Annotated in this window: 14 protein-coding genes; 6 read left to right on the top strand and 8 right to left on the bottom strand. The window is 67.7% G+C overall.

The features are described 5' to 3' along the window. Positions 1 to 83: 83 nt before the first annotated feature. The 5 genes from AVE30378_RS17760 to AVE30378_RS17740 all read right to left on the bottom strand — a co-directional run bounded on the left by AVE30378_RS17760 (position 84) and on the right by AVE30378_RS17740 (position 6,647). Positions 84 to 1,388, bottom strand: a complete 1,305-nt coding sequence (locus AVE30378_RS17760; RefSeq protein WP_129242193.1) for an acyl-CoA thioester hydrolase/BAAT C-terminal domain-containing protein — start codon at positions 1,386 to 1,388, stop codon at positions 84 to 86. A 9-nt stretch (positions 1,389 to 1,397) separates the two neighbouring features. Then, a complete protein-coding gene (locus AVE30378_RS17755; protein WP_129242192.1) occupies positions 1,398 to 2,384 on the bottom strand; it encodes a Bug family tripartite tricarboxylate transporter substrate binding protein in 987 nt (328 codons plus the stop codon). 220 nt (positions 2,385 to 2,604) lie between these two features. Beyond that, entirely contained in the window at positions 2,605 to 3,162 is a 558-nt protein-coding gene (locus AVE30378_RS17750) for a DUF1415 domain-containing protein (protein WP_129242191.1), read from the bottom strand. Between the two features lie 69 nt (positions 3,163 to 3,231). After that, entirely contained in the window at positions 3,232 to 4,704 is a 1,473-nt protein-coding gene (locus tag AVE30378_RS17745; protein ID WP_129242190.1) for a M20 family metallopeptidase, read from the bottom strand. A 314-nt stretch (positions 4,705 to 5,018) separates the two neighbouring features. Continuing rightward, positions 5,019 to 6,647 (bottom strand): methyl-accepting chemotaxis protein, encoded by a 1,629-nt coding sequence (locus AVE30378_RS17740; RefSeq protein WP_129242189.1) that lies wholly within the window; start codon positions 6,645 to 6,647, stop codon positions 5,019 to 5,021. Positions 6,648 to 6,861: 214 nt separating this feature from the next. Between AVE30378_RS17740 and AVE30378_RS17735 the strand changes: the two genes are divergently transcribed. The 3 genes from AVE30378_RS17735 (at position 6,862) to AVE30378_RS17725 (ending at position 10,770) form a co-directional block, all read left to right on the top strand. Then, positions 6,862 to 7,332, top strand: coding sequence for a sigma-70 family RNA polymerase sigma factor (locus AVE30378_RS17735; protein WP_244235085.1), 471 nt, complete (start codon positions 6,862 to 6,864; stop codon positions 7,330 to 7,332). A gap of 5 nt (positions 7,333 to 7,337) precedes the next feature. Continuing rightward, positions 7,338 to 8,303 carry a FecR domain-containing protein gene (locus tag AVE30378_RS17730; RefSeq protein ID WP_244235090.1) on the top strand — a complete coding sequence of 322 codons (966 nt, stop codon included), beginning with the start codon at positions 7,338 to 7,340 and terminating at the stop codon, positions 8,301 to 8,303. 70 nt (positions 8,304 to 8,373) lie between these two features. Beyond that, positions 8,374 to 10,770 (top strand): TonB-dependent siderophore receptor, encoded by a 2,397-nt coding sequence (locus AVE30378_RS17725; protein WP_129242186.1) that lies wholly within the window; start codon positions 8,374 to 8,376, stop codon positions 10,768 to 10,770. A 69-nt stretch (positions 10,771 to 10,839) separates the two neighbouring features. Here AVE30378_RS17725 and purL read toward each other — a convergent pair whose 3' ends face one another. Beyond that, the gene (gene purL / locus AVE30378_RS17720) at positions 10,840 to 14,889 is read right to left on the bottom strand and encodes a phosphoribosylformylglycinamidine synthase (protein WP_129242185.1); all 4,050 of its coding nucleotides are present in this window, start codon (positions 14,887 to 14,889) and stop codon (positions 10,840 to 10,842) included. 362 nt (positions 14,890 to 15,251) lie between these two features. Here purL and AVE30378_RS17715 point away from each other — a divergent pair, with 362 nt between their 5' ends. The 3 genes from AVE30378_RS17715 to AVE30378_RS17705 all read left to right on the top strand — a co-directional run bounded on the left by AVE30378_RS17715 (position 15,252) and on the right by AVE30378_RS17705 (position 18,209). Continuing rightward, positions 15,252 to 15,809 carry a TRAP transporter small permease gene (locus tag AVE30378_RS17715; RefSeq protein ID WP_129242184.1) on the top strand — a complete coding sequence of 186 codons (558 nt, stop codon included), beginning with the start codon at positions 15,252 to 15,254 and terminating at the stop codon, positions 15,807 to 15,809. After that, the gene (locus tag AVE30378_RS17710; protein ID WP_129242183.1) at positions 15,806 to 17,104 is read left to right on the top strand and encodes a TRAP transporter large permease; all 1,299 of its coding nucleotides are present in this window, start codon (positions 15,806 to 15,808) and stop codon (positions 17,102 to 17,104) included. Before AVE30378_RS17715 ends, AVE30378_RS17710 begins: the two co-directional genes overlap by 4 nt. Positions 17,105 to 17,180: 76 nt before the next feature. Further along, positions 17,181 to 18,209, top strand: a complete 1,029-nt coding sequence (locus AVE30378_RS17705; RefSeq protein WP_129242182.1) for a DctP family TRAP transporter solute-binding subunit — start codon at positions 17,181 to 17,183, stop codon at positions 18,207 to 18,209. A 306-nt stretch (positions 18,210 to 18,515) separates the two neighbouring features. Here the strand turns inward: AVE30378_RS17705 and greB are convergent, their stop codons facing one another. Both greB and AVE30378_RS17695 read right to left on the bottom strand, forming a co-directional pair. Beyond that, complete coding sequence (gene greB / locus AVE30378_RS17700; protein WP_129242181.1) at positions 18,516 to 19,067, bottom strand: transcription elongation factor GreB; 552 nt, start codon at positions 19,065 to 19,067, stop codon at positions 18,516 to 18,518. A gap of 71 nt (positions 19,068 to 19,138) precedes the next feature. After that, positions 19,139 to 19,984, bottom strand: a complete 846-nt coding sequence (locus AVE30378_RS17695; protein ID WP_129242180.1) for a 3',5'-nucleoside bisphosphate phosphatase — start codon at positions 19,982 to 19,984, stop codon at positions 19,139 to 19,141. Positions 19,985 to 20,036 lie beyond the last annotated feature (52 nt).

Below are 20,036 nucleotides of genomic sequence, written 5' to 3'. Positions count from 1 at the left end.
TTTGCCTGGAACGCAGCGCGGCTCCCATTTCGCGCGGCCAAAAAAAAACCGGCTCGAAAGCCGGCGATCTTTTCCCCGCAAGCCTATCCCCGCCGATCTCCGCCGGCCGTCCGGCCCAGGAAATCCAGCACCGCCAGATAGGACCCCTCGTTGCCCGCCGCATTCGCGGCCGGCGTTCCGCCCGCGTCCAGCAGCAAGCCCGACATGGCGTGCGGTTTGCTGATCAGGGTGGCGGGCAGATAGGGATAGTGCACGTGGTGCCCCGCCCCCATGCAGACGTGGTGGAACGTCGGCAGGCCGTGCGCCATGCGCTGCCGCACGACGATCTCGGAGTACGCCGTGCTGGGCCAGAAGCCGTCGTCGGACGCGCTGACCAGCATGATGGGGCCGGGATAGCGTTCGACCGGGATGCGGGCGCGCTCGAAGGCGGCGCTGTCGCGGGTGGCGCTGAGGAAGGCATGGGTCTGGCGGTACGGCGGATCGGAGGCGTAGGCGGCGTCCCAGTCGGCGCTGGCGTTGTCCTGCCACAGGTGCGGCAGTGGTTCGCCGGCCTTGGTCCAGACCTGGGCGTCGCGGCCGGTGCCGGGCGCGCCGGCGCTGACGACGCCGTGCATGACCGGCGACGGCACGTAGGCGACCACGGCACTGACCAGCTCGGGATAATGCGCCGCCACCAGCAGCGAGGTCTCGCCTCCCCGGCTGATGCCGGACAGCGCCACGAAGCCATCGCGCGGCGCCAGCTCGGCGCGGGCCCAGCGCAGGGCCTGCTCGAAGTATTCCAGCGGCATGTCGTTCAGGTACTTGGGCCGGCCGTCGTAGTTGAAGATGGCCAGCGCCAGGCACTGGTAGCCGCGGGCCGCGAAGAGCGCCGCGCGCGGCGCGTTGACGCCGCCGGACGATCCGTTCATGTAGATCACCAGCGGATGCGGACCGGGGCCGGCGGGCGTGTAGAGTTCGCCGGACACGGTCATGCCGCCGACCTGCTCGCGCACGGCGCGGTGGGTCACGCCTTCGGCCAGGAATTCCTGCACCAGGCGCGCGGTGGCGGTATGGCGGCCGTCGCTGGCCTCGATGTCGATGACCAGCGCTTCCGTGCGATCGGGCGGGAACACCACGCGGTCCATGTCGCAGCAGGCCATGGACCAGACGATGCCCATGGCCGACGGCTCGGCGTAGCTGCCGGACACCGGGCAATCGCGCGACAGGTCCAGGCTGCCGTCGTGGCCGGCCGCGAACACGGCCTGCGAGCGCCATTGCGCGCCGCACATCCGCATGCTGGCCGTCACGGTGATGAACGCGTAGGCGGGGAATCCGTCGATGCGGATATCGCGCGCCACGTCGACCAGGGCGCGCTCGGGGGTAATGGCGATGCGGGGCTGTTCGGTCACGGCGGCTCCTTAGCTCTTCAGGTCGGTCCTGGGCACGCCATTGGCCTTGATGACCTGGGCCCACATGGCGGATTCCTCGGCGATGACCCGGTCCAGGTCGGCCGACGAGGTGAACTCCACGGTCACGCCCTGGTCCGCGAACTGCTGCACCAGGCCGGGATCGCGCGTGCCTTCGCGCACGGCGTTCTCCAGCGTCTTGACCACCGGGGCCGGCATCGCGGCCGGACCCGAAATCATCATGCGGGTGTAGAGTTCGAAGCCGTCCACCCCGGCTTCCTTCATGGTGGGCACGTCAGGCAGGCTGGACAGGCGCTTGTCGGACGTCACGGCCAGCACCTGCAGCTTGCCCGATTTGATGTTGGGCAGCGCCGAGGTCGGGAAATCGAAGGTGCTTTGGACCGTGCCGGCCATGAGGTCCAGCAGCGCGGGGCCGCTGCCCTTGTAGGGAACGTCCTGGAACTGCGTCCCGGTCTTGGACTGGAAATGCAGCAGGGCCAGGTGATTGATGACGCCGCGCCCCGCGTGCGCGCACGTAATGTCGCCAGGCTTCTTCTTGGCCAGGGCGATGAATTCCTGCACGTTCTTCACGCCCAGCGTGGGACTCACGATCAACAGCATGGGCGACTTGCCCATCGACCCCAACTGCTTGAAATCCGACTGCTGGTAAGGCAGGTTGTTGTAGAGCAAGGGGTTCAGGATCATGCCGTTGGTGCCCGCGAAGCCCAGCGTGTAGCCGTCCGGCTCGGCGCGCGCCACCGCCACGGTGGCGATGATGGCCTGGCCGCCGGGGCGGTTCTCCACGACCACGCTCTGCTTCAGCGTCTTGCCCATGCGTTCGGCCAGGGCGCGCGCCGCGATGTCGGTCAGCCCGCCCGGGGCGAAGCCCACCAGCAAGCGCACGGGCCGGGTTGGAAAAGTGTTCTGGGCCCAGGCCGGGCGCGAAACGAGGGGCAGCGCGGCAAGCGCGCCCAAGGCATGGCGGCGGGTAAATCGCATACGGCTCTCCGGCAAGGACTACGCCCGCGCGCTCGACCGGCGGCGGGCCAAAGCAATGGAAGGGGAAGGTCCCGCGGCCCCCTCCGCTGAACGGCGGATGGCCCGGAAAAACGTATGTTGTATGCAATACCAGGGATGGGCTATCTAGGGATATCCCGATACTCCCTGGGAGCCATATTCCGCAGAACGGTATTTGGTATGCGATCCGGCCTTGTCCGGATCAGGACTTGGCCATGAGCTTCTTCCAGCCCTCGATACCCAGGCGGCGCATCGTGTCGATGTTCTTCTCGTAGATCTCGGCGGCGTCCGGGAACGATTCCACCGCGCGGTCGATGCTGTCTTCGCGCAACAGGTGCAGGATGGGGTACGGCGAGCGGTTCGTGTAGTTGGTGATGTCGTCCGGCTCGGTATCCGCGAACTGGAACTGCGGGTGGAACGTCGCCACCTGCAGCTCGCCCACCAGGCGCATGCGCTTGAGCAGGCGGTCCGCCAGGTCCTCGAAGTCATTGAACTCCAGGAAGTCGTCCAGCGTGTCGGGCAGGATCAGCAAGGTCGTGTCGATCTGCCCGGGATCGGTTTCGGCCAACAGCGCCAGTTCGTCCTGCAGGTCGGTCAGGACGCCTTCGGCGTCGGTGGCGTCGCTGACGGCAAAGCGGATCTGGTCCTTGACCTGAACCGCCTTGGCGAACGGACAGAGGTTCAGGCCGATCACGGCCTTGGTCAGCCAATCGCGGGTTTCGGCAACCACGTTGGCGTAGGCGTCGGAAGTGGAAATCATCGGGTCAGTCCTGAAAAAAGAAAGAGCGCAAGACCGAACGGCCCGCGCTCTGTGAGGCGTGCGCGCCTGTCAGGCGCCCGGCATGGCCGCCATGGTCTGGGCGACCGCCGCGGTCAACTTCTTGCCGTAGGGCACGTGCAGGAATTCATTGGGACCGTGGGCGTTGGACTTGGGGCCCAGCACGCCGCAGACCATGAACTGGGCCTTGGGGAAGCCCTTCTGCAGGATGCTCATCAGCGGAATCGTGCCGCCCTGGCCGATATAGCCGCAAGGGACGCCGTAGTACTGCTGGGACGCGACGTCCAGCGCCTGCGTGAGCCAGGCCTCGGACGCCGGCGCGTTCCAGCCGGTGGCCGCGCCTTCGTTGGCCTTGAAGATCACCTTGGCGTTATAGGGCGCGTCGGCTTCCAGCAGCGCCTTGATTTCCTGCGACGCGGCCACGGCGTCCACCAGCGGCGGCAGGCGCAGCGACAGCTTGAACGCGGTGCGCGGACGCAGCACGTTGCCAGCGCTGGACAGCGGCGGCAGGCCTTCGGCGCCGGTCACGGACAGGGTCGGACGCCAGGTGCGGTTCAGCAGGGCCTCTTCGGGCTCGGTCGTCATGGGCAGCACGAAGCCGCCCTCGGCGCCGCAGCTCCAGGGGAAGCGGCGCCAGACCTCGTCGCCCAGGATGCGCGCGGTGGCGTGCACCTGTTCGATGCGGTCGGCGGGAATGTCGCAATGCAGGCTTTGCGGCAGCAGGCGGCCGGTGCCGCTGTCTTCCAGGCGATCCAGCAGATGGCGCAGGATGCGGAACGACGAGGGCACGACGCCGCTGGAGTCGCCCGAGTGCACGCCTTCGTCCAGCACCTGGACTTCCAGCGTGCCGGCCACCATGCCGCGCAGCGAGGTCGTCATCCATAGCTGGTCGTAGTTGCCGGCGCCCGAATCCAGGCACACCACCAGCGCCACGTTGCCCAGGCGGTCGCGCAGCGTGTCCACGTAGGGCAGCAGGTCGTAACTGCCGGATTCTTCACAGGTTTCGACGATGCCCACGCAGCGCGGGCGCGGGATGCCCTGCTTGTCCAGCGCCATGATGGCGGTCAACGAGGCGTACACGGCATAGCCGTCGTCCGCGCCGCCGCGGCCGTACAGCTTGCCGTCTTCGTACTTGGGCGTCCACGGGCCCAGGCCGGCGCGCCAGCCCGAGAATTCAGGCTGCTTGTCCAGGTGGCCGTACAGCAGCACGGTATCGCCGTTGTCGCTGCGGGTGGCGGGCGCGTCGAAGAAGATGACGGGCGTGCGGCCCGGCAGGCGCACCACTTCCAGCTTCAGGCCCGAGACCTTCTGCGCCTCGACCCACTGCGCGGCGTCGCGCACCACGCGCTCGATGAACGCGTTCTTTTCCCAGTCGGCATCGAAGGCCGGGCTCTTGGCGGGGATGGCGATGTAGTCGGTCAGCGCCGGGATGATCTCGTTGTCCCACTTGTCGTCCACAAAAGCCTGCAGAGCCTTCGGATCGAGGGTGGGAGGAAGAGCGTCTTCGGGGATGCGTGCGTTCATGGCGCGGGATCCTGTGCGGGTGGGATGGGCAAACCGCTATTTTATGCCTGCGCGCCGGGGCTGGCATCTTTTGTCCCTGATTGATTTTTGGGGGGGTGGGGGTGTCAGACACCCGCGGGACGTCGGGGTCAGCCTGGAGGTTATCTCGTACGGGTGTCAGACACCTGGACTGCGGGTGTCAGACATCTGGACTGACAGACACGTGCTCCGTCCAAGTGTCTGACACCCTGCCCAGTCCAAGTGTCTGACACCCGTACGAAACGCACGCCCCGCTGACGCCAACCTACCCGGGTGTCTGACACCCCCAAGTCAAATCAAGCCCCGATCAACGCCGCTGCCCCGCCACGCCCCAACACCGGCGCCTCCGCGTCGATCACCTGGCCGCCCGCCTGCAACTTGAACACCGCCACCGCCTCGCGCAAGCGCTGGGCCTGGGTTTCCAGCGACGCCGCGGACGCGGCGGCCTGCTCCACCAGCGCCGCGTTCTGCTGCGTCACGCTGTCCATCTGCGACACAGCCTGGTTCACCTGCTGGATCCCCTGCGATTGCTCCTCGGACGCGCTGGAAATCTCGTTGATGATGTCCGTCACGCGGCGCACGGAGGTAACGATCTCCTGCATGGTGGCGCCGGCGGCCTCCACCTGGTCCGAACCGATCGACACCTTCTGCACCGAATCGTCGATCAAGCCCTTGATTTCCTTGGCGGCGGCGGCGCTGCGCTGCGCCAGGGCGCGCACTTCGCTGGCCACGACCGCGAAGCCCTTGCCCTGCTCGCCCGCCCGCGCCGCTTCCACCGCCGCGTTCAACGCCAGGATGTTGGTCTGGAAGGCGATGCCGTCGATCACGCCCACGATGTCCGCGATGCGGTTGGAGCTGTCGGCGATGCCGCGCATCGTGCCGACCACGTCGCCCACCGCCCGGCCGCCGCGCGTGGCCACCTCGGAAGCGGCCATCGCCAGTTCCGACGCGCTGCGCGAGCTTTCGGCGTTGTTGCGCACGGTGGACGACAGTTCGTCCATGCTGGCGGCGGTCTCTTCCAGGGACGCCGCCTGCTGCTCGGTGCGGGAAGACAGGTCGATGTTGCCCGCGGCGATCTCGCGCGAGCCGGTATGGATCTCTTCCACGCCCAGGCGCACGGCCGACACGGTGCGGGCCAGGCTGTCCTGCATGCGCTTGACGGCGCCGTACAGAATGCCGATTTCGTTATTGCCGCGCTGCTCGATGCGATTGGTCAGGTCGCCGGCGGCGATGCGGTCGAACAGGCGGCCGGCCTCGTGCAGCGGACGGAAGACCGAGCGCGCGAACACGGCGTACAAGCCCACCACCAGCACGCCCACGACGATCAACAGGCCGACCAGCACGGCGATCGCGCCGTTGATGCGGGTGGAGGCGTCGCGGGCCACGCGCTGGCCGACCTCGTCGGCGTAGTCCACGTACTTCTGGATGGCCGCGGTGAAGATCAGGCCCAGCGGCGTCACCTTCTCGAGGTTCAGCCAGCCGGCGTCCTGGGCATTGCCCGCGCGGATGGCGGCGATCATGGGAACGATGGCATCGCGCTGGTAGACGTCGTAGGCCGCCAGCGCGGCATCGAACAGCGGCTTGCCTTCGGCCGAGGTCTCGGGCGTCTGGCGCGCCGTCTGGATCAGGTCGCCGGCCTTCTTGGTATAGCCGTCCAGGCGCTGCATGCTGGCCAGATTGGCGATGCCCTTGCCTTCCATCAGCGCCGTCTGGGCCGCCAGCAGCACCAGCCGGGCGCGCAACAGCTCGGCGCCCGCGCCGTCCACGGCGTTGGCGCGGACCAGGTTGGTGTCCATCAACACCTCGATGGAACTGCGGTTGGAGGTGAGCTGCTGGTGGACCGCGATGCCGGTGGCCAGGAAAAGCGTGAAGAAAACGACTAAAGCGGTCGTCAAGACCGCGCGGATACTTAAATTCTTGAACATGGGGGGGGCACTCCGGGGGGTTGCGTAAAGCTTCACCCTATTACGGCGCAATGCAATGAAAAGTTAAATATCTCATTGGGTTACATACCGCCCCTCCGACAAGCCTGATTTCACGGCTTGTCTAACCAAATTAACAACGATTATCATTATCAACCTTTAAGATCAGCGAGACATCATCGTGACGGCGGCGAACCAGCCTGCGGCGCAACATGCCTTGAGCGCGCTTTACCGCGACCATCATGGATGGCTGGCGGGATGGTTGCGGCGCCGGCTCGGCTGCGCGCACGATGCCGCCGACCTTTCGCACGACACCTATGAACGGCTGCTCAGCTCCGGCCGGCTGCCCGAGGCCGGCCAGGCGCGCGCGTTCCTGACCCAGATCGCCAAGGGGCTGGTCATCGACCTGTTCCGCCGCCGCTCCCTGGAAGCCGCCTACCTGGAGGCGCTTGCCCAGTTGCCCGAGGCGCACATGCCGTCCGCCGAAGCCCGCGCGCTGGCGCTGGAGACGCTGGTCGCCGTGGACGCCGCGCTGGATGCGCTGCCGGCCCGCGCGCGGCAGGTCTTCATCCTGTCGCGCTTCGAAGGGCTCAAGTATTCCGAGATCGCCCAGCGCCTGGACGTGTCGGTCGCCCTGGTGCGCAAGCACATGCTGCGCGCCGCGCAGGCCTGCATGGCGGCGCTGTGACCGCGATGGAGCACGGCATCCCCGAACCCGCATTGGCGCAGGGCCTGCACTGGCTGGTGGTCATGTGGTCCGGCGAAGTCAGCGACGACGAGCGCGCGGCCTGGCAGCGCTGGCTTGCGGCCCACCCCGACCATGAGCGCGCGTGGCAGCACGTGCAGCGCATCGACACGCGCCTGCTGGGCGTGTCGCCCGAGGCCTCGGCCCGCGCCCTGGCCGTCTCGGGCCGCAAGGCCGGCCGGCGCCAGGCGCTGCGCCTGATGGGGTTCGGCCTGCTGGGCGCCGGCGTCGCCGGACTGGCCGCCCGTCAAGTGCCCTGGTCCGCGTATGCGGCCGACTACCGTAGCGCGGTGGGCGAGCGGCGCAAGGTAGTGCTCGACGATGGCACCCTTCTGATGCTCGGCGGCGACAGCGCCGTGGACATCCATTACGGCCCCGACGCGCGGCGCGTCGCGCTGCGCCGCGGCGAACTGTACATCGAGACCGGCCACGGCCCGCGGGCGCAAGGCCGTCCGTTCATCGTCACCACCGATCTGGGCAGTATCCGCGCGCTGGGCACGCGCTACAGCGTGGACCGCCGCCGCGGCGACGTAGCGGTCGCCGTGTATGAGGGCGCGGTCGAGATCCAGCCGTCGCAAGGCTGCCCGATGGTGCTGGCCGCGGGCCAGGCGGCCTCGTTCACCACGGCGGGCGCCGAGCCGGCCCGGACAGTGAGCGGGCAGCAGCCTTCCTGGCTGAACGATCAACTGGTGGCCGAGCGCATGCGCCTGGCCGACTTCCTGGAGCAGGTCGGACGCTACCGCCGCGGCGTGATCCGCTGCCACGCGGACGTGGCCGACCTGATCGTGTCGGGCGTTTATCCGCTCGGCGATACGGACCGCATCCTGGCATCGCTCTCCGCGGCCCTGCCCTTGCGGATCGCGCGCTATACGGACTACTGGATCGTAGTGGAAAAAAACTCACCGCGACCGTAGCACTTTTTCGATTTCGTTCGGGATACGTGAATAACCCTGCTATTCCCACACCCCGACGAGAACTTCCGATATGCAATTCCGCTTCCCCCTCACGGCTACCCGGCGCGCCGTGGCGCTTGCCCTGGCTTCGCTGGCTGTGGCCGCGCCCGCTCCCGGCGCGGCCGCCGACGCGCAGCCGTCCGCTTCGCGCAGCCTGGCTCCGATCGTCTACGACATTCCCGCCGGCACGCTGGACCAGGTCCTCAACGCCTATGCGCAGCGGGCCGGAGTCATGATCACGATCGACGGCTCCCTGACCGCCGGCGCCAGCAGTCAGGGCCTGCGCGGCGCCTATGGGGTGCGCGAAGGGTTCGCCGCGATCCTGGCCGGCAGCGGCCTGGCGGCCCAGTCCCAGGGCGGCGGCTATGTCCTGCGCCGCGTGCCGGCGGGCCAGGCCGGCGTGGCGACGCTGGAAGCCGTCACCGTGAGCGGCGCCGGTGTCGCGCCCGACAGCTATGTCGCCCAGGAGTCGCGCGCCGGCACCAAGACGGACACGTCGATCCTGGAGACGCCGCAGTCCATTTCCGTGGTGACGCGCGCGCAGATGGAAGCGCAGAATGCGCAGAGCGTGACGGAGGTCCTGCGCTACGTGCCCGGCGTGGCGGTCGAGACCTATGGCGTGGATCCGAAAGGCTTCGACTGGGTCATGATGCGCGGCTTCAATGCGCAAGCCACCAGCGACTACAAGGACGGCTTGCGCCAGGCCGCCACCGGCTACACGCTGTTCCGCAGCGAGCCCTACGCGCTCGAGCGCGTCGAAGTGCTGCGCGGCCCGTCTTCGGTGCTCTACGGCCAGGGCGACGCCGGAGGCCTGATCAACCGGGTCAGCAAGCTGCCTTCGGCCACGCCGCAGTACGAGACCGAACTGGAATACGGCAGCTTCCAGCGCAAGCAGGCCGCGGTGGACCTGACGGGGCCCGCGAACGAAAGCGGCACCCTGCTCTACCGCCTGGTGGGCGTGGCGCGGGACTCCAACACGCAATTCACCTATCCCAACGGCGACCGCATCTCCGACGACCGGCTCTTCGCCGCCCCGTCCCTGACCTGGGCGCCCTCGGCCGCCACGCGTTTCACCCTGCAGACGGAATTCCTGCATGACCGCTCCGGCGGCACCATAGGTACCGTCACGGTGAACGGCAAACCCACCGATCTGCGCAACGGCGATCCCAGCTTCAACCGCTACGACCAGAAGCAGAAGACCATCGGCTACCTGTTCGAACACCGGTTCAACGACACCGTGCAGGTGCGCCAGAACCTGCGCTACGGCCGGGTCGACGCCCTGCTGGACAACGTGCTGGTGGTGGGCCTGGACCCGGCCGGGCTGACGCGCTCGGCGCGCCGCTTCGACGAAAGCATGACCGCGCTGGCGCTGGACAACCAAGTGCAGCTCGACCTGCGCACGGGGCCGCTGTCCCACACGCTGCTGACCGGCCTGGACTTCAACCGCAGCAGCGCGGACGTGTCGCGCACCATGGGCCCCGCGCCCAGCCTGAACCCCTACGATCCGGTGTATGGCGTGGACGTTCCCACGCCCTCGACGCCGCTGGCGAACTATCTGGAGCGCACGCACCAGACCGGCCTGTACCTGCAGGACCAGATCCGGTTCGCCGAACGCTGGGTGGTAACGCTGGGCGGGCGCTACGACTGGTACAGCCAGAAGACCGAGAACCGGCTGCTGAACGACGATACCGACCAGGACGGAACGCGCTTCAGCGGCCGCGCCGGCCTGAACTACGTCATGCCCAACGGCGTGGCGCCCTACGTCAGCTATGCCCAGTCCTTCCTGCCGAATACCGGCGTGTCGGCCCCCGTCAACGGCAGCGCCCCCTTCGCGCCGTCCCGCGCACGCCAATGGGAAGCGGGCGTCAAGTACCAGCCGCCCGGCTCGGATTCGCTGTACACGGTGGCGGTGTTCGACATCAAGAAAAGCAACGTCCTGACCAACGACCTGTTCAACCCCGGCTTCCAGGTCGCGTCCGGCGAAGTCCAGTCGCGCGGCGTCGAAGTCGAGGGCAAGTTCAGCCTGGCCGACGGCTGGGACTTCACCGGTTCCTATACTTATGTGAACGCCGAGATCACCCGCGCCAACAATGCCACCCAGGGCAACCGCCCGGCGCTGGTGCCCGAGCACACCGCATCCGGCTGGCTGAACTACACGGTGCGCCGTTCCGCGCTGGCCGGCCTGAGCCTGGGCGTGGGCGCGCGCTACGTGGGCTCGACCTACGGCGATAACGACAATACGCTGAAGATCGCGGCCCACACGCTCATCGACGCGGGCGTCTCGTATGCCGTGGACAAGCACTTGACCCTTTCCGTCAACGCCACCAACCTTTTCGACAAGGAATACCTGGCAACGTGCTCCGACCTCACGGATTGCTACCCGGGCAGCCGGCGCAGCGTGATCGGACGGGTCAAGTACAGGTTCTAGGCGGCAAAAGAAAAACCCCATCGCTCGCGATGGGGCTTCTGCAAGGGGCGGCGCCGCGCGCCGCCACACTTATTTCAACCAGACCCGCGCATTGCGGAAAATGCGCATCCACGGGCTGAACGCGCCGCCCGTGTCGGCGGCGCCCCATTTCTCGGGCGCCCACGACATCATGACGTTGCGGGTCACGCGTTCCGGGTGCGGCATCATGACGGTGAAGCGGCCGTCGGCCGTGGTGACGGAGGTCAGGCCGCCGGGGCTGCCGTTCGGGTTGAACGGATAGGCTTCGGTGGCGCGGCCGGCGTTGTCGATATAGCGGGCGGCGGCCAGCACGCGGCCGGCGTCGCCCTGCTGCGAGAAGTCGGCGTAGCCTTCGCCGTGGGCCACGGCGACCGGCACTCGGGCGCCTTCCATGCCGGCGAAGAAGATCGACGGCGACTTGGCCACTTCCAGCATGGACAGGCGCGCTTCGTACTTTTCCGACTGGTTGCGCGTGAAGCGCGGCCAGAATTCGGCGCCCGGGATCATCGGCGCCAGCGCGGCCATCATCTGGCAGCCGTTGCACACGCCCAGCGCGAAGGTGTCGGGGCGCGCGAAGTACGCGGCGAACTGGTCAGACAGCTTGCCATTGAAGCGGATGGTGCGCGCCCAGCCCTCGCCGGCGCCCAGCACGTCGCCGTAGCTGAAGCCGCCCACGGCCACCAGGCCCTGCGCCTGCGCCAGGTCCACGCGGCCGGACAGCAGGTCGGTCATGTGCACGTCGATGGCTTCGAAGCCCGCGGTGTCGAACGCCCAGGCCATTTCGACCTGGCTGTTGCAGCCCTGCTCGCGCAGGATCGCCACGCGCGGGCGCTTGCCCGTGTTGATGAAGGGCGCGGCAACGTCTTCCTGCGGGTCGAAGGCGACGTTCGGGCTCATGCCCGGGTCCGTGGCGTCGTTCCAGACGTCGAGTTCGGCCTGGGCGCAGGCCGGGTTGTCGCGGCGCGACATGATGCGGTAGGACACTTCGCTCCAGGCGCGGCCGAGTTCGGCGCGGGGCTGGCTCCAGACCTTCTTGCCGTCGCGGTAGAACTCGACTTCGTCCGCGCCGTTCAGGCCGCCGATGACGTGCGAGTGGGCCGACAGGCCCGCGCCGCGCAGCACCTGCATGACGGCGTCGCGCTGCGAGGCCGGCACCTGGATCACGGCGCCGGCTTCTTCCGAGAACAGCGCCTTGAGCGTCAGTTCTTCGCGCTGCACCGCCACCTGTTCGGGACGGATCTTGTAGTCGCCCCAATCCGCCGATTGCGGATCGAAGGTCAGCATGTCCAGGTTCACCGAGATGCCGGTGCGGCCGGCGAAGGCCATTTCGGTCAAGGTGGCGAACAGGCCGCCGTCGGAGCGGTCGTGGTAGGACAGGATGGTGCCGGCCTCGGCCAGGGTGCGGATGGTGACGAAGAACGCGCGCAGGTCCTGCGGGGCGTCGATGTCGGGCACGGTCTCGCCGACCTGGCCGTAGGCCTGCGCCAGGATCGAGCCGCCCATGCGGTGGCGGCCGCGGCCCAGGTCGATCAGGATCAGCACGCTGTCGCCGGCGTCGGTGCGCAATTGCGGGGTCAGGCTGGCGCGCACGTCGGCCACCGGCGCGAAGGCCGTGACGATCAGCGAAACCGGCGCCACCACCTGGCGCTGCTCGCCGTCCTGTTCCCAGGACGTCTTCATGGACAGGGAATCCTTGCCGACCGGGATGGACAGGCCGGTGGCCTGGCACAGTTCGCTGACGGCGGACACGGTGTCGTACAGCGCCGCGTCCTGGCCGTCCACGCCGCAGGCGGCCATCCAGTTGGCCGACAGCTTGATGTCTTCCAGGCGCGCCACGTCGGCGGCGGCCAGGTTGGTCAGGGCCTCGGCCACGGCCATGCGGCCCGAGGCCGGGGCGTCCAGCATGGCGATCGGGGTGCGCTCGCCCATGGACATGGCTTCGCCGCGGAAGCCTTCGTAGTCGGCCAGCGTGACGGCGCAGTCGGCCACCGGCACCTGCCACGGGCCGACCATCTGGTCGCGGCTGGACAGCCCGCCGACCGTGCGGTCGCCGATGGTGATGAGGAAGGACTTGTTGGCCACCGTGGGGTGGCGCAGCACGCGGTAGGCGGCTTCGGTGAGGTCGATGCCGGCCAGGTCCAGCGGCGCGGACACGCCGGGCAGGCGCTTCACGTCGCGCGTCATGCGCGGCGGCTTGCCCAGGATCACGTCGATCGGCACGTCCACCGGGCGCACTTCGGCTTCGCCCTGCGGGCGGATCGTGTCCAGGCCGGGCAGGCCTTCGCCATCCACCACGCGCAACTGGCGTTCCTCGGTGGCCACGCCCACCACCGCGTAGGGGCAGCGTTCGCGGCGCGCGATGGCGTCGAAGCGTTCGAGGTCCTTGGGCAGGATCGACAGGACGTAGCGCTCCTGCGATTCGTTGCTCCAGATTTCGGCGGGCGACAGGCCCGACTCTTCCAGCGGCACGCGCTTCAGGTCGAAGATGGCGCCGCGGCCGGCGTCGTTGACCAATTCAGGGAAGGCGTTGGACAGGCCGCCCGCGCCCACGTCGTGGATCGCGATGATGGGGTTGTTCTCGGCCTGCTGCCAGCAGCGGTCGATGACTTCCTGCGCGCGGCGCTCGATCTCGGGGTTGCCGCGCTGGACGGAATCGAAGTCCAGTTCGGCCGAGTTGCTGCCCATGCTGATGCTGGACGCGGCGCCGCCGCCCATGCCGATACGGAAGCCCGGGCCGCCCAACTGGATCAGCAGCGCGCCGGGGGGGATCACGTCTTTGTGCGTCAGGCCGGCGTCGATGCTGCCCAGGCCGCCCGCGATCATGATGGGCTTGTGGTAGCCCCAGCGCGTGCCGCCGGCCGTCTGCTCGAACGAGCGGAAATAGCCTAGCAGGTTGGGCCGGCCGAATTCGTTGTTGAACGCCGCGCCGCCGATGGGGCCGTCGATCATGATGGACAGCGGCGAGGCGATGCGCTCGGGCAGGCCGTGGTGGTCGGCTTCCCAGGGCTGCGGGGCGTCGTCGAAACGCAGGTGCGACACGGTGAAGCCGGTCAGGCCCGCCTTGGGCTTGGAGCCGCGGCCGGTAGCGCCTTCGTCGCGGATTTCGCCGCCGTTCCCGGTCGAAGCGCCGGGGAACGGCGCGATCGCGGTCGGGTGGTTGTGGGTTTCCACCTTCATCAGCGTGTGCACGACGGTGTCGCGGCGGATGTAGCGGGCGCCGTCGGCGCCCTCGCCCGTGACACCGGGCACGCCGGCCTGGAAGCGCTGCGCGGGGCCGCCTTCCATGATGGCGGCGTTGTCCGAGTAGGCCACGACGGTGCCTTCCGGCTGCGCCTTGTGCGTGGCGCGGATCATGCCGAACAGCGTGTTGGGCTGTTCCTGGCCGTCGATCACCCACTGGGCGTTGAAGATCTTGTGGCGGCAGTGTTCGCTGTTGGCCTGCGCGAACATCATCAGTTCCACGTCGGTGGGGTCGCGCCCCAGGTCGGTGAACGACTTGGCCAGGTATTCGATTTCGTCTTCCGACAGGGCCAGGCCCAGCGAGACGTTCGCCTCGGCCAAGGCCTGGACGCCGTTGGCCTGCACGCCCACCGTGCGCATCGGCTTGCCCGCCAGCGGCTGGAACAGCGCCTGGCCGTCGAAGCCGGCGTCCACCACGGTTTCGGTCATGCGGTCGTGCAGGCAGTCGGCCGCTCGCGCCAGCATGGCGTCGTCGAAGGACTTGGCGCCCAGCAGGCCGCGTTCGGGCGTGATCACATAGCGCACGCCGCGTTCGATGCGGTGGACCGACGACAGCCCGCAGTTGTGGGCGATGTCGGTGGCCTTGCTGGCCCACGGAGAAATCGTGCCCAGGCGCGGAATGACCAGCAGCGACAGGCTCTTGGCCGGCGCATCGGCCGTGGCCGGCGTGCCGTAGTCCAGCAACTGGGTCAGTTGGCGCTGCTGGTCGGCCGTCAGGGCGGCGTCGGTGCTGACGAAGTGCTCGTAGCGGGCGGATATGTCGGCCACCGGCAGGCCGGCTTCCTTCAATTGCGCCAGGAGGCGGTCGCGACGAAAGGAGGACAGGACGGAGGAACCAGGCAGATGCTGAACTAGGGACACGATGCGGGCGCCGTATAAGGGAGAAAAGGGCAAAAAGTGATTTTACCCGTTTAGGGGGTTTTCCCGGGGCCACCGTTCAATCCGGCGGGGAACGGCCGTTTCCGGTCATTGTTACAAAAAAATTCCAGACCATGGACGCGACGATGCCGCATCGCAGCATTCCATGCTTTCCCCTTACGGTCTCTGCCTTTGCACTCAAAGTGTGCGGACGATCCGGCACGTTTATGGTGCATCGCGTCATGTTGCAGCCATCCCGCACCGCGGGAAAACACGAGCTTCCGCTCCCGCGGCGCGACGGTAGGATGCAGCGACCCCACAAATAACAAGCAAAGCGCCGACCCGCGCGCTGGCCGTTGCCTCACATGTCCCGCCCCGAAGCCCCCGCCGAGCCCGTCGAACCGATCATCCCCGCAGAAGCAGATCCCGCCGTAAAAGTGCCGCTGGCCATCGAGGACTGGCTGGCCGTCATCCTGCTGGCGGTCCTGGCCACGATTACTTTCCTGAACGTGCTGGTGCGCTACTTCACCGACCAGTCGTTCGCGTGGACGGAAGAAATCTCGGTGTTCCTGCTGATCGTCCTGACCATGGCGGGCGGCAGCGTCGCGTTCGTGCGCAACCACCACATCCGCATCGAAATCCTGGCCGACAACGGCTCTCCGCGCCGTCAGCGCATCATGGCGCTGATTTCCAACGGCTGCGTGCTGGCGTTCTTCGTGCTGCTGACCGTACTGTCGGTCAAGCTGGTGGCCGACGAATACATCTACGAAGAAACCTCCCCCGCGATCGGCGTGCCGACCTGGTGGTATTCGATCTGGCTGCCGGTCATGGCCGCGGCCATTTCGCTGCGCACCGCCGGCATCCTCCGCCGCATCGCGCGCGCGCCCCTTTCCGCCGGCGCGGCCCGCGGGGAACAGCCATGATCGCGGGCATTCTCTTCACCGTCTTCATCGTCCTGATGCTGATCGGCGTGCCGGTCGGCGTGGCGCTGGGCATCGGCGGCACCGTGGCCATCGTGCTGTCCAACCTGGACACCCCCTGGTACGGCCTCCTGACCGTGCCGCAGAACTTCTACGCCGGCCTGGCGAAATACCCGCTGCTGGCGATTCCCATGTTCGTGCTGGTGGGCTCGATCTTCGACCGGTCGGGCGTGGCCAAGCGGCTGGTGGACTTCGCGATCGCCATCGTCGGCCGCGGCCCGGGCATGCTGCCGCTGGTGTCGATCGCCGTGGCCATGTTCCTGGGCGGCATCTCCGGCTCCGGCCCGGCGTGCGCGGCCGCGGTCGGCGCCGTGATGATCACCGCCATGTCGCGCGCGGGCTATCCCGGGTCGTTCTCGGCCGCCGTCGTGGCCGCCGGCGCCGCCACGGACATCCTGATCCCGCCTTCGGTGGCCTTCATCATTTATTCGGTGCTGGTGCCCGGCGCCTCGGTGCCGGCCCTGTTCGCCGCCGGCATGGTGCCCGGCATCCTGGCCGGCTTCGCGCTCATCGTTCCGGCGGTGTGGCTGGCCCGCAAGCACAAAATGGGCGCGCTGGAAGCCCACCTGCCGCGCCCGCCCTTCTGGGCCAGCCTGCGCGAGGCCTCGTGGGGCCTGGCCGCGCCGGTCCTGATCCTGGGCGGGATGCGCATGGGCTGGTTCACGCCCACGGAAGCCGCCGTGGTCGCGGTGTTCTACGGCCTGTTCGTCGGCGTGTTCATCCACCGCACCATCAAGCTGCGCGACCTGTTCACCATCCTGCGCGAAGCGGCCGAACTGTCCGCCGTCATCATGCTGGTCGTGACCCTGGCCGGCATCTTCGCCTGGGCGCTGTCCACGCTCAGCGTGATCGACCCCATCACGCACGCCATCGTCAATTCGGGCCTGGGCGAATATGGCGTGCTGGCGCTCTTGATCCTGCTGCTGATGACCGTGGGCATGTTCCTGGACGGCATCTCCATCTTCCTGATCTTCGTGCCGCTGCTCATGCCCATCGCCAACGCCTACGGCTGGGATCCGGTGTGGTTCGGCGTCATCCTCACCCTGAAGGTGGCGCTGGGCCAGTTCACTCCGCCGCTGGCCGTGAACCTGATGGTGTCGTGCCGCATCGCGCGCGTGCCCATGGAGTCCACGGTGCGCTGGGTGGTGTGGCTGCTGGGCGCGATGTTCCTGGTGCTGGTCGCGGTGCTGGCGTTCCCGCAACTGGCGCTGTGGCTGCCTCACAAGCTGGGTTATTGAAGGGGCGGGACCCCGCCGGCATTACGGGTGTGCATTACACAACAACAGACAGACTTGCAAAGAGAGGAGACGCAACATGAAATTCCGCAACTTGATCGGCGCCGCCCTGTGCGCCGCGGCGGCGGTGGGCATGGCGCCCGCCCACGCGCAGACCTACAAGCCCGAGTACAAGCTGTCCATCGTCGTCGGCACCACCTTCCCGTGGGGCCAGGGCGCCGAAATCTGGTCGAACCTGGTGCGCGAACGCACGCAAGGCCGCATCAACATCAAGGTCTACCCCGGCACCTCGCTGGTCCAGGGCGACCAGACCCGCGAATTCACCGCCATCCGCCAGGGCGTAATCGACATGGCCGTCGGCTCCACCATCAACTGGTCGCCGCAGGTCAAGCAGTTGAACCTGTTCTCCCTGCCCTTCCTGATGCCCGACTACGCCGCCATCGATTCGCTGGTGCAAGGCGACGTGGGCCGCGAAATGTTCAAGCTCATCGAGAAGGCCGGCGTGGTGCCATTGGCCTGGGGCGAGAACGGCTACCGCCAGCTCAGCAACTCCAAGCATGAAATCAAGAAGCCCGAGGACATGAAGGGCCTGAAGCTGCGCGTGGTGGGTTCGCCGCTGTACATCGACACCTTCACCGCGCTGGGCGCCAACCCCACGCAGATGAGCTGGGCCGACGCCCAGCCCGCGCTGGCCAGCGGCGCCGTGGACGGCCAGGAGAACCCCCTGTCCATCTACACCGGTTCCAAGCTCTACACCGTGGGCCAGAAGTACCTGACCCTGTGGAACTACGTGGCCGATCCGCTGATCTTCGTGGTCAACCGCGAGGTCTGGAATTCCTGGTCCGAAAAGGACCGCGACATCGTGCGCCAGGCCGCGCTGGACGCCGGCAAGCAGCAGATCGTGATCGCCCGCAAGGGCGTGACGCCCGAAGACCCGTCCCTGCTGAAAGAGATCGAGGGCCATGGCGTCACCGTGACCTCGCTGTCGCCGGCCGACCATGACGCCTTCGTGAAGGTCACCAAGCCGGTCTACGACAAGTGGAAGAAGCAGATCGGCGAAGACCTGGTGAACCTGGCCGAGAAGTCGATCGCCAACCGCAAGAAGTAAGCGCGCAAGAACACAGCAAGCCCCAGGGGAAACGGCGGCGCAAGCCGCCAACCGAGGCAGGGACGCCAGATCCCGCCCGCCAACGGGCGCCGGCCAAAAGCTGGCGTCCGTTTTTTTTTGTTGGGAGGGTGTGTCTTTTTGTTGGGGGGTGTCTGACACCCGGGTGCTCCGGCTTCAGCCTGGGAGGGTGTCTCGTACGGGTGTCAGACACCTGGCATGGTATGTGTCTGACACCCGTACGAGACGCCCCGTGAACTTGCACCAACGTTCCCGGGTGTCAGACACCCCCCCAACAAAAACCAGCCCCTACCCCGGATAACTCACTTCCAGGATATCCAGTTCCTCGATCCCGCCCGGCGTGCGCAGCACCACCGTATCGCCTTCCTTCGCCTTGATCAGCGCGCGGGCCACCGGGGAAATCCAACTGATCTTGCCTGCCAGGGGTTCGGCCTCGTCGACGCCGACGATGGTCACCCGGTGTTCCGCGCCGGCCTTGTCGGAATACAGCACCGTGGCGCCGAAGAAGACCTGGTCGCGGTTGGGCTGGGCGGCGGGGTCGACGACTTCCGCGATGTCCAGCCGCTTGGTCAGGAAGCGCATGCGGCGGTCGATCTCGCGCAGGCGCTTCTTGCCGTAGAGATAGTCGCCGTTCTCGGAACGGTCGCCATTGGACGCGGCCCAGGACACTACCTGCACGACGGCGGGCCGCTCCACGTTCATCAGGTGCGTGAGTTCGCCGCGCAGGCGTTCGTAGCCGCCGGGCGTCATGTAGTTCTTCGTGCCGGCCGGAAGCGCCTGGGCCTGCGGCAGATCGTCGTCGTCCTCGTGGTCGGACTCTTTAACAAAGGCTTTGTTCATGGCGGTTGCGCCGGTTGGGCGCGGTCACAGTCGATAGCTTGGAGGGCAAGGCGGCGGGGCCGCCGCCCGCGTCAGAACCAGTCGTGCCAGACCGGTTTAAGGTCGGACGGCAGCGCCGGCAGGCGGCCCAGGTCCATCCGGCTTTCCTTCGGGCTATGGAAGTCCGAGCCGCGCGACGCCAGGAAACCGTAGCGGCGCGCCACGTCCGCATAGTGGCGGGCTTCCTCGGCGGTATGGCTGCCCGTGTTGACCTCGATGCCCACGCCGCCCAGTTGCAGGAATTCGTCGAACAGCGCGGCGAACTGCAAGGGCGTGTACTTGTAGCGGCCCGGATGCGCGATGACGGCCAGGCCGCCCGCGCCGCGTATCCAGCCCACCGCTTCCGCCAGCGTGGCCCATTGCATGGGCACGTGGCCGGGCCGGTCGTCGCCCAGATGCTTGTTGAACACGGTCTGCACGTCGGGGCAGTAGCCGGCCTCGACCAGGTAGCGCGCGAAGTGCGTGCGGCTGATCAGTTCGGGATTGCCGGCGAACGGCAGCGCGCCTTCGTAGGCGCCTGGCATGCCCATGCCCGCCAGGCGTTCGCCGATGCGCTTGGCGCGCTCGGCGCGGCCGGCGCGGGTCTTGCGCAGCCCTTCGACCAGGACGGTATTTTCGGGATCGAAGCGCAGCCCCACGATGTGCACCGTCAGGCCCGCCCACGTCACGGAAATCTCGACGCCGGTGGCGAATTGCATGCCCAGTTCGCGCGCCATGCCGGCGGCTTCCGCCAGCCCGCCCACTTCGTCGTGGTCGGTCAGCGCCCAGACGTCCACGCCGTTGGCGTGCGCGCGCTGCGCCACGTCGCGGGGCGCGAGCGCGCCGTCCGAGACGGTGGAATGGCAATGCAGGTCGATGTTCAGGGTGCGCGCGTTCATGGGCCTATTGTAGAGAAGGCCCGCCAGCGTGGATAGCGCCCTGTCCGTCCCT

The sequence above is a fragment of the Achromobacter veterisilvae genome (assembly GCF_900496975.1).
In the GTDB taxonomy this organism is placed as follows: Bacteria; Pseudomonadota; Gammaproteobacteria; order Burkholderiales; family Burkholderiaceae_B; genus Achromobacter; species Achromobacter veterisilvae.
This window is presented reverse-complemented; position numbering and strand designations above follow the sequence as displayed.